Below are 17,568 nucleotides of genomic sequence, written 5' to 3' on the forward strand. Positions count from 1 at the left end.
GCACAAGGCTGCTCCTTGTATCTCGACTTTCTCTTCCAAAGAAGCGAAAGTTCTCGACTGATCATCGAGGGAAGGTCATGAAGCGGAGCTGCTCCGAGGGCATCGAGCCCGTATTGTAGATAGCGCTCTGGCCTTCCAACCCCACTCGACAAGTCCGAACGGTATCTAGTGCCCGCCCCCGGCGTGAGCAAGCATTAACAAGGTTGCACAGAGTGAAGGGTGATCGACTTTCGTAGTTTGAAGGAGAGGATCATGTCCATTTTTGTTGGCGTTGATGTCGCCAAAAGATCTTTCGACATTGCCACTACGCTGCCTAACGGGAAGAAGCGTACCAAGGCAAAACTGCCCAATGACTCCGGCGGGTTCGCGCAGTTCAGCGACTGGCTTGAACGCCATGCGGAGCCGGGAACCTGGATTGTCATGGAAGCCACAGGCACCTATCACGAAGCCCTGGCCGAGCACTGCCACACTCAAGGCTATCGGGTGTGCATTCTGAACCCGGCTGTGATCGCAAAATTCGCTGATGTAGAGCTTCGCCGCGTCAAAACCGACAAGGCTGACGCCAAAGTCATTGCTGCCTATAGTCAACAGAACGCCGCCTCGCTTCGCCAGTGGGAGCCTGAGCCCCCAGCACAGCGCCGCTTGCGCGCTCTGGTGCGACGCCTGGACGACCTCAAGGAAATGCGCCAGATGGAGCAGAATCGCTTGGATGCCGCACGGGACGCGGTACAGCAATCGATTCGAGACATAATCGGGCACATCACCGAAGAGCTGGAAAAGACCAAGAAGGCCATTGAACAGACGATCGATGATGATCCAGATCTGCGTAACCGACGTGACCTGATTACTTCGATTGACGGTTTGGGCGAGACCACTGCTGCGTTGCTGCTGGCCGAACTCGGCGATCCACTGAAATACCAAAGCCCTTCTGCGATTGTCGCGTTTTCAGGCCTGAATCCCGTGGTGCAACAGTCGGGAGAGTTCACAGGTCAGAGCAGCATTTCGCGTACAGGCAGCTCACGGCTGCGTGCGGGCTTGTGGATGTCAGGCGCTGTCTCGATCAAGCACAACCCAGTCGTAAAGGCGCTGGCAGAGCGGTTGAGCAGCCGGCATAAGGCGTATAAGCAGATCGTATGCGCGGCAATGCGCAAGCTGCTGCATCTGGTTTACGGGGTAGTGAAGTCGGGCAAACCGTTTGACCCCCAAATTGCTCTTGCGAGCTGAGGGTCAAGACGGTATCTACAGGGCATCGGATAACCGGGTCATCAGCGTTCGCGCAGGGCTTCCCTGGCCCGGTTCAACGGCTTGATCAGGTAATCCAGAATGGTCTTTTCACCCGTGCGGATATCCACCGTGGCGATCATCCCGGGCACGATCGCAAAGTGTTTGCCGGCCTTGTTCTGCAGGCTGTCCTGCTCGGTGCGGATGAACACCCGGTAGTAGTAGATCTCCGGCTTCACCTCGTCCTGCAGGGTGTCCGGCGAGATGCCGACCACCTTGCCCTCCAGCCCGCCATACACCGAGTAGTCATAGGCACTGATCTTCACCTTGGCGGCCTGGTCGGGGTGGATGAAGGCGATGTCCCGGGGCGCGATGCGGGTTTCGATCAGCAGGCGTTCATCCATCGGCACGATCTTCATCACTTGCCCACCTGGCTGGACCACACCCCCCAAGGTATTGACCTCGATGTCCTTGACGATACCGCGCACCGGCGAGCGCAGGGTCAGGCGGGTCAGCGAGTCGCTGCGCCCGCGGATCACCTCGGACAGGCTGTCGGCCTCGGCGCTGGCCTTGGCCAGCTCTTCGCGGGCCCGTACCAGGTAATCGGAGCGCGCTTCGTTGGCCTTGAGCTCGAGTTCCGAGCGCTGGCGGTTCAGGCGGATCACCTCGACGCGGCTTGAAGCGCCCATCTTCGCCAGGTTCTCGGTGATCTTCAGTTCGCTGCGCACCAGCTGCAGCGAATCGTCGATACCGGCCAGGGTCTGTTCCAGGCCGCGGCGGCGGGTCTGGTACAGCGCGGTTTCGGCGTCGACCAGGTCGGGGGAGTCGCGCAGGCTGTCGGGGAACACCAGCGGCTTACCGGTGACCTCTGCACGTAAGCGGGCCTGGCTGGCTTTGGCCGCGCGGTACTTGGCTTCACTCTCGCCGACACTGGAGGCGGTCTTGGTTGGGTCGAGCTGGGCCAGCACCTGACCGCGTTCGACCAGGTCACCTTCGGCCACGCTCATCTGGGCGACGATGCCACCCTCGAACGACTGGATCACCTGCTCGCGCGAACTGGGGATCACCTTGCCGGTGCCGGTGGAAACTTCAGTGACTTCGAACCAGGCCGCCCAGGCCAGAAACGCTGCCAGCATCAGCGCACAGATGGTGATGATACGGCCGGCGCGGAATACTGCCTGGTCATCCTGACCGTCCAGGTAGGACGCCGGGAGTTCATGGTTGCTCATGCCTGGGCTCCTTGCAGTTTGGCCAACGCGGCATCGCGGTTGTCGTCGATGACGATGCGGCCGCCATCCAGCACGATAATCCGGTCGACCCGCTGCAGCACGCTCAGGCGGTGGGTGGCGATTACCAGGGTGCGGCCCTGGCAGAAGCGGTCGAGGTTATCCAGCAACTTGCGTTCGGTCATGTCGTCGAGGGACGCGGTCGGCTCGTCCAGCAACAGCACCTGCGGCTGACGCACCAGCAGGCGCGACAGCACCAAGGCCTGGCGTTGGCCGCCGGACAAGCCGACACCGCCTTCCAGAATCAGGTGGTCCATACCTTTGGGTAGCCTGCGCACGAACTCCAAGGCGCCGGTGGCGGCCAGCGCCGCGACCAACTCCTGGTCACTGGCCTGGCCGGCACCCAGGGTCAGGTTTTCCCGCAGGGTGCCGTGGAACAGCCGTGAGTATTGCGGCAGCAAGCCAACATCGCGGCGCAGGTCGGCGGGGTCGAGATGGGCCAGGGCGATGCCGTCCAGGTTGATTTCGCCTTGGACCAGGTCCATGGCGCCGCCCAGGGCCTGCAGCAGGGTGGATTTGCCGGCACCGTTGCGGCCGAGCACGGCGATGCGTTCACCCGGCTGGATGTCCAGCTGGCCGATGGTGAGGACGGGAGGCGCCTCCGCGCTGTAGCGGAAGTTGGCCTGGCGCAGCTGGTACTCGCCGCGGATGGCCGGCAGGTGCACGCGGGCTTCGTTTTCAGGGTGATCGACCGGTGACTGCATCAACTTGTCCAAGCCCTGCAGGGCCACCTTGGCCTGTTGCCAGCGGGTCAGCACATGGGTCAGCTGTGCCAGCGGCGCCATCATGCGCGACGACAGCATCGACGCCGCCACGAGGCTACCGGTGGTGAGGTCGCCGGCGATCACCATGGGTGCGCCGATGACGATGACCACGGCGAACACCGCGCCCTGCACGTTCTGCGTCCAGGTCACCAAGCCATTGGTCAAGGTACGCAGGCGCAGGTTGGTGTGGGCGCAGGCGGCGTTGTACTGGTTCCATTGCCGCTCGAAACGGGCCTCGGCTTGCAGCGCCTTGATCTCGTCCAGGCCCTGGATGCTTTCCACCAGCATGGCGTTACGCAGCGCCGACTCACGCATCGAGGCATTGGCCAGGCGTGCCAGGCGCCGTTGCGCCAGCAGCCCGGGCAGCACCATGGCCAGCAACGCCACCAGCGGGATGAACACCAGCACGCCGCCGATCAGCCAGAACACGAACAGAAACAGCAGGAAGAACGGCAGGTCGGCCAGGGCGGTGGCGGTGCTCGAGGTGATCAGGTCGCGGATCGACTCCAGCTCGCGCAACTGCGAGATGAACGAGCCAGTGGACTTGGGCCGTACCGAGTTGCGCAGGCGCAGCGCATGGCCATAGACCAGGTCAGAGACACGCAAGTCGGCGCGTTTGCCCAGCAGGTCGGTGACCTTCAGGCGCAGCAGGCGCATGCTGAAGTCGAACACCAGCGCCAGCACCACGCCACCAAACAGCACGTACAGCGTCGGCAGGGATTCGGCGGGGATCACTCGGTCGTAGACCTGCATGGAAAACAGCACCCCGGCCAGGGCCAACACGTTGGCCACCAGCGAGGCGACCATCACCTGCCCATAGGGCCGCAGGTCGCGCAGGACGATACGCGCGAACCAGTGGCGATCGTAAGGGGCGGTGTAGTCGTCGGTGCGCACATCGCGCAATGGCCGCGCCGGGCGCAGCAGGGCGACCCGGGTGATGCGCCCCTTGAGCGTGTCGCGGGGCAGGCGCGAAGTCAGGCCCTGGTCGCCTGCGAAGACCACCGCCAGGTCGTCATCTTCGGTCACCGATTCGACCACTGCCAACTGGCCATCGTCGAGTTCCAGCACCAGCGGCGTGCGCCACTGCCGCAGGCCTTTGGCATCGAAGCGCACGAAGCGCAGCGCCAGGCCGGCCTGGCGTGCCATGTGGCGGAGAATCTCATCCAGCGGGCGGGCATCTTCGACGGCCGCCAGGCGAATGCGCTGGGGCGAGACGTCCAGGCGATAGTGGTGCGCGACCTGAAGCATGACCTCAAGCCAAGGCCCCAGGTCGGGGCGAGCGTTGGCCGTTTGCTCCGGGGCCTGGCTCGGCAGGGTCACATTGACGGTTTCGTTCATGGCTGGATCTCCACACCTTGCAGGTTACGCCCTTCTAGGCCAAAGGCCGTGCGCAGGGCGCCGGTGTTGTAAAGGCAGTCGACATCCAGGCGCAGCAAGTCGGAGCGGGTGCCGGCGAGTTCGAAACGAGACTGGTAGATTTCCTGCTCGGCGTTGAGCAGGTCGAGCAGGGGCCGGGTGCCAAGGTCCAGGTACTGCCGGCCATAAAGCATGCGCGCCTCCTGAATGCTGACCTGGCGGGCTTCGAGTGAGCTCAGCCGACGGCCCAACCCCGAGGTCTGCGCCATGGCCTCGGCCAGGCCACGGCGTGCCTGCAAGCGTGCGGCATCTTCGGCCGAGTCGGCAGCTGTCAGCGAGTGGCCCGCAGCGCGGGTGCGGGCGCTGATGGCACCGCCTTGGTAGATGGGCACCTCGACGTTCAGGTAGATGCCCGCCTGGGTGCGGTCCATGCGTGAGTTGTCGCGGTTGTAGTCGTTGTCCAGGTAGTGGTTGACCTGCGGCTGCAGCGACACGGTCGGGTAGGCCTCGGCTTTGGCCTGGGCCAGTTCGGCCTGGCCTTGGGCGCGCTGGGCCAAGGCCATCAACACGGCGGGCAGGCGGTCATCACCTTGCCCTGGGCGCTTGCAGGCCTGGTTCAGCTCGGGGGGCGACTCTTCGGCGAGCATGGGCGGGGTGACCCGGCCGAGCAATGACGCCAGGGTCGAGCGCCAGCGTTCGTACTGAGACTGGTATTCCTCCAGGGTGGCGCGGGCGCTCTCTACCCGGGATTCGGCCTGCACCACGTCGGAGCGGGTGCTGGCGCCCATGTCGCTGCGCTGGCGGGCCATGCCGGCGATGTCGCCGACCCCGCGGATCTGGTCGCGGGCAATCGTGATCAGTTGCTCGTAGCGGCGGGTCTCGACCCAGGCATAGGCGGTGTCGCGGGCCAGTTCGTCGACCACCAGAAGGATATTGGCCTGGGCGCGGGCGGCGGCGGCCTGGGCAGCGCTGACGGCGCTGTCGACCTTGCCGAAGTCGTAGAGCATCTGCTTGAGCGACAGGTTGAGCGCCTGGCTGTTGCGGTCGCCGCCGTAGCCAGTGTCATAGCCCGTGCGGATACCGCCGGAAATCTGCGGGTAGTAACCGGCGCGGGCAACGTTGATGCCTTCGCCTTGCTTGTAGAGGTTGCCGATGGCCTCGGCGATGCTGGGGTGCCATTGCGCGGCTTGCAGCACCGCTTCGGTCAGCCCGAGGCGGTCGCCATTGCTGACGGGGGCCATGCCGATAGGTGGGCGGGCGGGCACCGCGTCGGGCGCATCACGTAGCAGTGAAGGCCCGATCTGGCGCAGTTGTGGGTCGATGTCGTCGGCTGCCTGGGCAGCCGTGTTGAAGTTCAGGGCCAGGAGCCCGAAGGCCCCCAGCAACAGCGGTGACAGCGGACTGCTTCGCTTCACATAGTTCCCTTACTGCTGTTCGTCCTTGCCGCCGGGCGATTGCCCGGCGGGATTGCAGCGGCCTCAGACGACATGGATACCGTTCTGCACCCACAGGTGATGGCTCGGATCCTCCTGGGCCGTGTATTGGTTATAGTCGATGCCGTCGGCAGTTTGGTTCCCGACCAGCGCCCAGTTGTCCGTCATGTGAACCGAGTCCTTTTCATCCCCCTTGATGACCAGTGTGTCGTTGCCGGTTTCGGTGATCGCGACCACGTCCGCCAGGTTCAAGGTCAACGCCACCGAGCTGGTGTCGTTGAGGTCGATCACTTCGATGTCGTGGACCCGTCCGACCAGGTTGCCCAGGTCGATGCTGGCATCGCCGCCGCCCCACAGCAGGGTGTCGTTGCCGCTGCCACCCTCGATGCTGGCGAAGTTCTGGTCGACCACCACCAGGGTGTCATCGCCTGCACCACCCAGCAGGGTGATGTGGCCGCCTTGGCTGCCATCGAGGTGGTCATTGCCATCGGTGCCGGCAATCACTTCGCTGGAGGCCACGGCCGCGAGACTGGCCAGTGCCACGCCTTCGTCACCGCTGTCGGCCAGCAGCGAGCTGGTGGCCGTGAAGTTGGCGGCGTTGTCCAGGCTGATGGTCAGGTTGGCGGTGTCGGTGGTGCCGTTGGGGTGGGTCAGCTCGTAGGTGAAGGTTTCATGCTGGCCAATCACCGCATTGGTCAGCCCGGCGTTGAGGGTGTAGGTGTAGCTGCCATCTGCTTGCACCAGCAGGGTGCCGTAGCTGCCCGCCACACTGACCCCGTTGTAGCCCGGGATGGTGTAGGTGTTGGCCGCCGTCATCACACTCAGCACGGTCAATGGCGAGCCAAGGTTGTCGTCGGCCAACAGGTTGCCGGTGACCGCCGTGGCGCCGCTGACCACGAACTCGGTCAGGTGCGTGGTGGTGGCGTTGACGCTGGTGGTGATCGAACTGGCCAGGCCGATGCCGCCCGCGGTGACGCGCACGTGGTAGGTGCCTGCCCCCTGGTTCTGGAACGTGTAGCCCGCACCACCGCCGAGCAGGCTGATCAGCGAGCCGCCGCCGACTGACTGCACCAGCACGTACTGGCCGGTCGCTGGGTTGAGTTTGAGCAGGTCGATGGTGGTGCCATTGAGCAAGCTCAGCAAGTTGGTGGAGTTGACCACCACTTGCAGGTTGGCCGTGGTGTCGGCGGCAACGCTGGTGGTGTAGGTGGCCTGGCGTGTGCCGATCAAAGGCAGGCCCAGTGTGCCCAGCGAGGCTGTACTGGTGTCCACCCGGTTGGCCAGGGTGAGGTGGCTGGTGCCGGCGTCGTTGACCGCGTCGAGCACTGTGGCCGGTGCACTGTAGTTGGTGTCGCTCCAGATCTCCGTGGCTTGTGGGCTGTCGATGCGCACATACAGGTTGGCCGCATCGGAGGCGCCGTTGGCGTGCAGCAACTGGTAACTGAACACATCGACCTTGCCGACGCTCGAGGGGCTGCCGTTAGGCGTGTAGGTGTAGCTGCCGTCACCGCGGATCACCAGGGTGCCGTACAGGCCCTGCACCGTGGTGGCGCTGCCCGCCGACACATAGCTGCCGTTCTTCATCACCTGCAGCACGGCGGCGCTGTCCGGGCCAAGGGCATCGACGCTGCCGTCGGTGCCAACGTCGGTAATGACGTTGCCGGTTTTTGCCGTGCCGGTGCCGGTGAACTGCGTGAGGCTGGTGGTCTCGATGTCCAGCGTGGTGGTCACGTTGGTGACCAGGCCGATGCCGCCACTGCCGACCGTCAGGCGATAGTCACCGGCCTGCAGCTCGCCGATGTCGACACGAATGCCTTGGCCCAGCGGCAGCAGGATGAGGTCGAGCAGGCCTTGGCTGGTGCCCGTGGCCAAGGTCACCCAGTTGCCGGCAGCGTTCTTCACTTGCAGGGTGAAGGTGGCGTTGTCGAGCAGCGACAGTGCGCTGCTGGTGTTCAGGGTCAGCGTTGGGTCCACGGTGGTGCCGGCACCGACCGTCCAGGTGTAGGTCTTGGTGAAGCCTGCCAGCAAGGTGGTGAAGCTGTCCTGATAGCTGCGCGAGCTGACCACCGGTGCCAGGTTGACCTCGGCGGTCACCAGGTTGTCGCTGGCGATTACCGGGGCGTTGGCATCGACGTCTGGTGCGGTGATGTTGACGTTACCGGACACGTTGCCGCGCCCGTCGCTGAGGGTCACCGACAGCAACTGGCCGTTGTCCTGAGGCGGGCTCAGGGTCACGGTGAAGTTGCCGTCCGGTTGTACCACCGCCGTTTGCAGCACGGTGCCGTTGGCACTGCGCACGGTGACGGTGGCGCCCACTTCGCCGCTACCGGTGAGGGTGCTGCCGTCGGCGCTGATCGCCAGGTTGCCGGCGGCTGCAGGCGGGGTCAGGTCCGGTGCGGTGAGCGCAGTGCCGGTCGAGACATTGCCTGCACCGTCGGTGAGGGTGACGCTCAAGGCCTGGTTGTCGATCTGCGCCGCGGCCAGGCTGACCACGAACAGGCCGTTGCTGCCCACCGTGGCCGTGCCGATGACAGTGCCTGCGCCGTTGCGCACCGTCACGGTGCTGCCGACCTGGCCAGAGCCGCTGACGGCCGTACCGTTGGCGTTGATGGTGGCCAGCGGCGCGGCTGGCGGTGTGGTGTCCGGCGCCGTCACGTTGACGCTGCTGGACAGGTTGCCGGTAGGGTCGGACTGGCGCACCACCAGCAGTTGCCCATCGTTTTGCTGTGTGGTCAGGGTGATGGTGAACGTGCCGTCGGCTTGAACCACGGCCGAGCCCAGCGGGCCGTTCGGGCCTTGCACGGTCACAGTTGCACCCGCCTCGCCACGGCCTGTGAGCTCGGTGCCAGCGCCATTGATGAGCAGGTTGGTCGGCGCGGCCGGTGGCTGCACGTCGATGGCGGTGACGCTGGTGCTGCCAGACACGTTGCCTGCCGCGTCAGCCTGGCTCACGCCCAATACCTGGCCGTTGAGCTGCGGGGTATTGAGGTTGATGCTGAACGCGCCACCGGCATTCACTTGCCCAGTGCCGAGCACGTTGTTGCTGGCGTCGCGCACGGTTACCGTGGCCCCGGCCTCACCGGTACCGCTCAGCACCAGGCCGTTGGCAGACAGGCCGGTTACCACCGGGTTAGCCGGTGGCGTGATGTCGGCGGCCTGCACGAAGGTCGGTTGCGATTCGCCGCCCACCAGCGCCACAGCCGTCACGGTCAGGTGCTGGCCGTTGAGCTGCGCCGCGTTCAGTTGCAGGGTGAAGGTGCCATTGAGGGTGGCCCCGCCGGTGCCGATCAGGTTGCCGGCGGCATCGTAGACGCGGATACCGACACCACTCGGCGCATTGCCCTGCAAGGTCAGGCCATCGCTGCCCAGGGTCACATTGGTTGGCGGCACGGGTGGTGCTACCAATGGCGTGACATAGGTCGCGACCGCGGAGGTGTTGAAGCCGTCAGATTGCGTCACCCCCAGCGTAGCCAGAATACCCGCAGGCGGTACCAGCGTGATCTGGAAGTTGCCGGCCGCATCCACTTGGCCAGTGCCCAGCACAGTGCCGCCGCGGCTGACGGTGACGATTGCATTCGGCTCGCCTTTACCGGTCAGCACGTCGAAGGTGTTGTTGATGGCCATGTCCGTGACCACGGCAGGTGGCGAGGTGTCGTTGGTCTGGTAGCTGGCAGGCAGCGAGCTGTTGCCGGCATCGTCGGTGGACACCACGGTCAGCAGTTGGCCGTTGTTTTGGGCTGGGTTGAGGGTGACGGTGAACTGGCCGTTTGCAGGGACTTCCACCTCGCCGACCACATTGTTGTTCGGCCCGCGAACGGTGACGGTGGTGCCTGCTTCGGCGGTACCCGTCATCGAGGTGCCGGCCGGGTTGAGCAGCAGGTCGCTCGGCTGTACCGGTGGCGTCAGGTCTGGCGCGGTCACTTGCAGTGGTGCGGATGGGTTGCCGGTGGCGTCCTGGGCGATGAGGGTCAGCACTTCGCCGTTGATTTGCGCCGCGTTCAGGTCGAGCACGAAGGTGCCGTCCGGGTCGACTGAGACCTGGCCAAGCAGGTCGCCCTGGTTGTTGACCACGGTGACCCGTGAGCCGGGTTCGCCGGTGCCGATCAGCTGGGTGCCGCTGTCGTTGATCGTGGCGATCACCGAGGCGGGCGGTGTGATGTCTACTGCCGTGGTCGTGCTGATCGGCGAGATGTTGCCGCGGCCATCGGTCAGGGTCACTTGCAGCACCTGCCCGTTGAGCTGCGCCGAGTTCAGGTTGACCTGGAACGTACCGTCCGCGTCCACCTGGACCGTGCCGATTTGCGTGATGCCGACATAGACCCTAACGGTCGCACCCGCTTCGCCGACGCCGCTGAGCAGATCGCCCGCTGCGTTGAGCCGCAGTTCGGTCGCTGCCTCCGGTGGCGTGAGGTCCGGCGCCCTGACGTTGACCGGCGCACTGATGTTGCCGGGTGGGTCGGCCTGCTGTACCGACAGTATTTCGTAGTTGATCTGCGGCGGTGTCAGTTCGACACGGAAGCTGCCGTCGGCCAGTACAATGCCAGAGCCCAGCACCGCGCCTGCGGCGTTGCTGACGGTGACGGTTGCACCGGCTTCGCCCAGGCCGATGACCACGCTGCCGTCGAGCGAGATGTCGACATCGGTGAGCGCGGCGGGTGGGGTGAAGTCTGGCGTCAGCAGGGTAGCCGCTGGCGACACGTTGCCGGCAGTGTCGGTCTGGGTGAAGCTGAGCAGCTCGCTGTTACCCAGTGCCGGGCTGAGGGTCACGGTGAAATGGCCGCTGGCATCGACAGTGGCCCTGCCAACCTCGCTGCCATCTGGCCCGGTGACGATCAGCAGCGCGCCGACCTCGCCGCGGCCGGTGAGGGTGATGCCATCGCTGGAAATGGCCAGCTCGGTTGGCGCGGTGGGTGGGGTGGTATCCGGCGCGGTGATGGGGCTGGCAGCCGACTGGTTGCCAGCGGCATCGGTCAGCACGACTTGCACTTGCTGGCCGTTGGCCTGAGGCGCGTTGAGGTCGACCTGGAAGCTGCCGTCGCCACGCACCACCGCAGTGCCCAGTACGCTGCCATCAGCGGCCAGCACGCGCACAGTGCTGCCCGCTTCGCCGGTACCGTTGAGCAGGCTGCCGCCACCGGCAAAGGCCAGGTTCTCGGCGGCATCGGGCGCCACGCGGTCCGGCGCGATAAGGCTGATGCTGTTGGATTCGTTGCCGGCGGCATCGGACTGGCTGGCGCTGAGCTGTTCGCCATTGATCTGCGCGCTGCCCAGGTTGATGCTGAAGTTGCCATTAGCATCGACCACACCAGTGCCGAGGTCGACGCCACCTTCACCGATCACGGAGACGGTGGCACCCGGCTCGCCGCGGCCACTGAGGACCAGCCCATCGCTGGACAGCACGACGTTGGCCAGTGGCAGCGGTGCCGTGGTGTCCGGTGCCTGCAGGGTGGCTGGCAGCGACGTGCTGCCATCGGTGCCTACCGCACTCACATGCAGCACTTCGCCGTTGGCCTGGACGCTGCCGAGGTTGACCGTAAAGGTGCCGTCGTTGGCGACCGGGGCTGTGCCCAGCAATACGCCGTTGGGGCCGTAGACAGTGACCGTGCTGCCTGGCGTTGCCGTGCCGGTTACAACCAGGCCATCAGCGGCCAGTACCAGGTTGTCGGGCGTCTCTGGCGCCAGGATGCCCGGTGCGGTGACGGTCTGTGCAGGTGAAACGTTCTGCGCGGCATCGGCCTGCACCACGCTGAGGCTTTCGCCGGTGATGGCGGCAGGTGACAGGTTGACCGTGAAGCTGCCATCGGCGCCCACCGTGGCCGTGCCCAGTGCGGTACCGTCCGGTGCGCGAACGGTGACCGTGGCGTTGGCTTCGCCGGTACCGGTGAGGGTCGCGCCATTGGCGGAGACCGCCAGGTTGGCGACTGCGGCGGGTGGCGTGGTATCGGCTGCGGTGTACGGCGCGGCCGGCGACACGTTGCCTGCGGCATCGGTGGCGGTTACCTGCAAGGTCTGGCCATTGGTCTGGGCACTGTTCAGGGTGACCTGGAAAGTGCCGTTGCTGCCAGCTACCGCAGTGCCCAGCACGTTGCCAGAGGCATCGCGCACGGTCACGGTACTGCCGGCTTCCGCACTGCCGGTCAACTGCAGGCCAGTGGCGGCCAAGGCCAGCGCGGTTGGGGCAGGCGGTGGGGTGAAGTCCGGCGCGGTGACCGCCACGGCGGTGGAGGTGTTATTGCCTGTGTCGGTCTGGGTCACGCTCAAGTGCTGGGCGTTGAGTTGAGCGTTGTCCAGGGTCAGGGTGAAGCTGCCGTTGGCGCTTACCAGGCCGGTACCGATAATGGTGCCATCCGGGCCGCGCACGGTGACGGTGGCGCCGGCTTCGCCGAGGCCGGTCAGGGTCAGGCCGTTGTTGTTCAGCACCACATTGGTCAGCGGCGCTGGCGGGGTCAGGTCAGGGGTGGTGACATTGACCGCTGGCGAGGTATTGCCAGCCGCATCCACCTGCGTAACGCCGATGGCCTGGCCGGTGGCTTGCGGGGTGTCGAAGACCACCGTGAAGCGGCCATCGGCCCCAACCACGGCCGTGCCGAGCACGGTCCCGGCGGCATTGCGCACCTGGACGGTGGCGCCTGCCTCACCGCTGCCCGACAGCTGCTTGCCGTCCTGGCTCAGTACGGGGTTGCTGATGGCTGCAGGCGGCGTGCGGTCTGGCGTCGCCAGGCTGGCCGGGCCAGAAATGTTGCCGGCGGCGTCGCTGAGCGTGACCTGCAGCGGGCTGCCGCTGGTTTGCGCACTCGGCAGGGTGATCTGGAACTGGCCGAGTTGGTTGACGGTGCCGGTGGCCAGAATGGCGCCGCTGGCATCGCGTACGGTGACGGTGGCACCGGCCTCACCTTCGCCGCTGAGCACGGTGGCCGCGCTGTTGAGGCTGAGGTTGCTGGCCGCCAGCGGCGCCTGCAGGTCAGGGGCCTGCAAGGTGGCTGCGAGCGACACGTTACCGGCCGCATCGGCCTGGGTGACGATCAGGTTCTGGGCATTGGTCAGCGGTGGCGCGAAGCTGATGCTGAACAAGCCATTGCTGCCGACGGTGGCAGTGCCAAGCACGTCGCCTTGGGCATTGACCACACGTACGGTCGCACCCACTTCGCCATGGCCGGTCAGCGTGCTGCCGGTGCGGTCGATGCCATCCACGATCGGGGCGGCTGGCGCGGTGGTGTCGTTGGCCACGAGGGTGGCGGGTACCGATGGGTCGCCATCGACCGTGGTGCGCGCGGTGACCACCAAGGTCTCGCCATTGAGCTGGGCATTCTGGAAGAACACCCGGAGGGTGCCATCGCTACCCACCGTTGCCGTGCCCAGGGTAATGCCGCCCGAGGTTACGGTGATCAGTGACCCGACGGTGCCTTGGCCGGTGAGCAGGAAGCCGTCGGCGCTGATGGCAAGGCCGCTTGGGGTAACGGCTTCGGTGCCATCCGGGCCCTCCAGCGAAACGGGGGTGGACTCGTTGCCGGCAGGGTCGATCACCACCACGTCGACGGTTTCGCCCTCCGCCAGTGGCGGCGTGACGGGTACCACGAAGGTGCCGTCCGGCCCGACGGTTTCGCTGCCGCGTTCACTGCCATCCGGGTTGCGGATGACGACTGTACTGCCAGGTTCGGCGCCGCCGCCGACCACGCTGCCATCCGGGCTGACGGTGACCCCCGTGGCCGGGAGCGGGTCGGTGGTATCGGGTGCCGTGACGGTGATGGGCGCAGAGCTATTGGCCCCGTCGCTGACTACCACGGTCACGGGTTCACCGTTGGTCTGCGGAGTCGGCAGCGTCACGCTGAAGCTGCCGTCAGGGTTCACCGGCTCGGTGGTCTCGTTGCCGGCTGCATCCCGCACCGTCACCGTCGTTGCGCCCGGCGCGTTGCCGGTCACGGTGGTGCCATCCGGGCTGACCTCCACCTCGGTGGGCAGTGCCGGCGGGGTGATGTCCGGTGCAATGATCTGGGTGGGCAGGGACTCGTTGCCCGCGGCATCGGTCAAGGTGACCTCCAGCGCCTGGCCATCGAGTTGTGCAGGGGACAGCGGCACCGTGAAGTTACCGCCTGCTGGCACAACCACAGCGCCCAAGAGGCTGCCGTCAGGGGCGCGCACTTCGACGGTCGAACCTGCCTCACCGGTACCCTGGATGGCGTTGCCGCCCGGGGTAATGGTAAGCCCGGCCGGCGCGGTGGGTGCCGTGCTGTCATCGGCCGTGAAGGTGGCCGATGGCGAGGCATTGCCGTCGTTATCGATCAATACCACCGACAGCACTTCGCCGTTGGTCTGGGCGGGTGTGAGGGTGACGGTGAAGGTGCCGTCGCCATTCACCGGGATGGTGCCCAGCAAGTCCCCGGCAGCGTTGCGTACTTCCACAGTGCTGCCCGGTTCGCCCTGGCCGCTGAGTTCCGTGCCTGTCGGGTCCAGGCCCAGGCCTTGCGCAGCTTCCGGTGCCTCGAGATCAGGTGCGGTCACGAGGGCGGCGGGGGAGTCATTGCCGGCGCTGTCGGCCTGGGTGACGGACAGGGTCTGGCCATTGAGCTGTGGCGGGTCGATGGTCACGCGGAAGCTACCATCGGCCTCGACCACGGCGGTGCCCACGACTGCGCCAGCCGTGCCGGTCACGGTTACCGTCGCACCGGGTTCACCGGTGCCGGTGAGGGTTCGGCCATCAGCGGACAACGTGGTGCCTGTCGGGGTATCCGGTGCCTCGCTGTCGGGTGCCGGCAGGGTGACGGCGGTGGACAGGTTGCCGGTTGGGTCGCGTTGTTCCACGGTCAGTGCCTGGCCGTTGGTCTGCGGCGGGTCCAGGGTGATTTCGAACGCGCCGTTAGCGCCGACCACGACCGTGCCCAGCACGCTGCCATCCGGCGCGCGTACGGTCACAGTTGCATCGGGTTCACCGGTGCCGGTGACGGTCAGGCCCGCGCCATCGATGGCTACCTCGCCAACCGCTTGCGGTGGCGTGGTATCAGGCGCCGTGAAGTTGACCGGGCCTGCGCTGTTGCCGAGGCTGTCGGTGGCGTCCACGGTCAGGCTTTCGCCATTGCGCTGAGGCTGGTTGAGGGTGACGTCGAAGCGGCCGTCGCCACCCACCGTGGTGGTGCCCAGAATGGTGCCATCTTCTGCACGCACGGTGATGGTCGAGCCGCTCTGGCCCTGCCCGGTGAGGTGGAGGCCGTTGGTGTCGATGGCCAGGCCCGAAGGCTGCAGCGGGCCGTCCAGGTCGGGCGCGTTGACGGTTGCGGTAGAGGTGTTGCCTGCGGCGTCGCGCAGGGTCACGTCCAGTTCCTGGCCGTCGGTTTGCGGCGGGGTCAGGACCACGCTGATGACGCCATTGGCACCGACCTGGGCGTTGCCCAGCACATCGCCCTGGGCGTTGGTGACCTGCACGGTGGTGCCAGGCTCGCCGCGACCGGTGAGGGTGCTGCCATCGGCGCTCAGTTGCAGGTCGCTGGCCTGGTTCGGCGGGGTGATATCAGGGGCAATGATCTGGGTCGGCAGCGAGTTGTTGCCATCGGCATCGATGGCGACTACATCCAGTGTTTCGCCGTTGGCCTGCGCTGGCGTGAGGCCGATGGTGAAGGCGCCACCAGGGCCGGCCTGGGCACTGCCCAGCACATTACCCTGTGCGTCGCGCACCTCGACCTGCGTGCCCGCAGGGGCACTGCCGCTGATGGACGAACCGTCGGCTGCCAGTACCAGCCCGCTCGGGCTTTCGGGCAGCGGTGCATCAGCAACGATGACGGCAATGCCCACCGACTCATTACCCGCAGCATCGGTTTGCACCAGGACGATGGCCTGGCCTGCCGCCAGCGGCGTTTCGAGGTCAACCACGAAGGTGCCGTTCGGGGCGACGGTGCCGCTGCCGATGACAGTGCCATCGGCATCTTTCACCTCCACTTTGGCGCCGGCTTCGCCGCGACCGGAGACCGCCAGGCTGCCGGCACCCGCGACGACGTCAGTGATGATCGCCGGTGCGGTGATGTCCGCTGCCACGTAACTCAGTGGCACCGAGGTGTTACCCGCGGCATCGACCACGGTGATGGCTAAGGTTTCGCCATTGGCCTGGATCGGGTCCAGGGTGAGGGTGAAGGTGCCGTCGGGCTCGGCGATGGCGCTGCCGATCAAGTTGCCTGACGCGTCGTGGACGTTCACTCGGGCGCCAGGTTCGGCGCTACCGGTCAGGCTGATGCCCTCGCTGAGGACAAGGTCGGTAGGTTGCAGCGGCGCGGCGAGGTCCGGTGTGAGCACCGAGCTCGGCTGCGAGGTATTGCCAGCGGCATCGGTCAAGGTCACCTGCAGCGACGAGCCGTCTGCAACCGAGGAGGGCAGCTGCACGGTGAAGTCGCCACCGGGTTGTACCGTTCCCGTGACCACCACCTGGCCCTGATCGTTGCGAACCTCCACGGTCGCGCCAGGTTCGCCGCGGCCAGAGAGGGTCAGCCCATCATTGCTGACTACCAGGTTGGTGGCTGGCTCTGGTGGCGTGGTGTCGCCATTGTCGATATCCGGTGCGGTAACGCTGCCGGCTGTCGAGGTATTGCCTGCGGTATCGGTGGCCGTGACTTGCAGCTGTTCGCCATCGACCTGTGCCGGGGTAAGGGTGATGCTGAAGGCACCGCTCGGGCCGACCAGAACGCTGCCCAGCTCGGTGCCATCGGCCGCCAGGACGCGCACTGTGCTGCCCACTTCGGCACGCCCGGTGACCACGCTGCCATCGGTGCTGACGGCCAGTTCGGTAGGTGTGATAGGCGCAGTGATGTCCGGTGCGTTGACTTGTACCGGCAGGGACGATGCGCCGGTGCTGTCGATTGCCACTACATCCAGCAGTTCGCCGTTGGCTTGTGGTGGCGTGAGCACGACGGTGAAGGTGCCTTCGGCGCCGACCACCACGCTGCCGACCACGTTGCCGTCAGCATCGTGGACCTCCACGCGGCTGCCGACCGGGGCGGACCCGCTGATGCTGGTGCCGTCTTCGGCGACCACCAGCTCGCTCGGGCTGGCCGGCGCGGTGGTCACAGGGACATCGAATTGCAGGGCTTCGGAGGCGTTGCCGCTCGCGTCGGTCTGCACCAGGCTCAGGCGCTCGCCTGGCAGTGCCGCCGGGTCGAGGTCGATCAGGAAGGTGCCGTTGGCCAAGACAGTGCCGGTGCCAATGACCGTGCCGAGGGCGTCACGCACTTCGACGTTGGCCCCCGCTTCGCCACGGCCGCTCAGGGCCAGGCCACCCGTGCCGACCACGATGTCGCTGACGGCAGCCGGCGCGGTGATGTCCGGTGCATCGAATGGCAGCGGGGTCGAGGTGTTGCCGGCGGCGTCCACCAGGCGGATATCCAGCACTTCGCCATTGGCCTGAGCTGGGAACAAGGTGAGGCTGAAGCTGCCATTTTCGTTGACCAGGCCGGTACCGATGATGTCGCCCGCAGCGTCGCGCACCTGCACGGTGGCGCCCGGTTCGCCGCTACCCGTGAGGGTGACGCC

Annotated in this window: 5 protein-coding genes; 1 reads left to right on the top strand and 4 read right to left on the bottom strand. The window is 66.1% G+C overall.

The window, feature by feature from the left end; translation table 11 throughout:
- Positions 1 to 252 precede the first annotated feature (252 nt).
- The gene (locus QOS90_RS27250) at positions 253 to 1,224 is read left to right on the top strand and encodes an IS110 family RNA-guided transposase (protein ID WP_085274400.1); all 972 of its coding nucleotides are present in this window, start codon (positions 253 to 255) and stop codon (positions 1,222 to 1,224) included.
- A gap of 41 nt (positions 1,225 to 1,265) precedes the next feature.
- Here the strand turns inward: QOS90_RS27250 and QOS90_RS27255 are convergent, their stop codons facing one another.
- The 4 genes from QOS90_RS27255 to QOS90_RS27270 form a co-directional block, all read right to left on the bottom strand.
- Complete coding sequence (locus tag QOS90_RS27255) at positions 1,266 to 2,450, bottom strand: HlyD family type I secretion periplasmic adaptor subunit (RefSeq protein ID WP_085274401.1); 1,185 nt, start codon at positions 2,448 to 2,450, stop codon at positions 1,266 to 1,268.
- A complete protein-coding gene (locus QOS90_RS27260) occupies positions 2,447 to 4,609 on the bottom strand; it encodes a type I secretion system permease/ATPase (RefSeq protein WP_085274402.1) in 2,163 nt (720 codons plus the stop codon). Before QOS90_RS27260 ends, QOS90_RS27255 begins: the two co-directional genes overlap by 4 nt.
- On the bottom strand, positions 4,606 to 6,042 hold the full coding sequence (locus tag QOS90_RS27265; RefSeq protein ID WP_027595499.1) for a TolC family outer membrane protein: 1,437 nt from the start codon (positions 6,040 to 6,042) through the stop codon (positions 4,606 to 4,608). Before QOS90_RS27265 ends, QOS90_RS27260 begins: the two co-directional genes overlap by 4 nt.
- Before the next feature lie 63 nt (positions 6,043 to 6,105).
- A partial coding sequence (locus QOS90_RS27270; protein ID WP_256577573.1) for a BapA/Bap/LapF family large adhesin occupies positions 6,106 to 17,568 on the bottom strand: 11,463 nt, incomplete at its 5' end.

Origin of the sequence: Pseudomonas sp. LAIL14HWK12:I10, from assembly GCF_900184205.1 — a bacterium.
Lineage (GTDB): Bacteria > Pseudomonadota > Gammaproteobacteria > Pseudomonadales > Pseudomonadaceae > Aquipseudomonas > Aquipseudomonas kermanshahensis.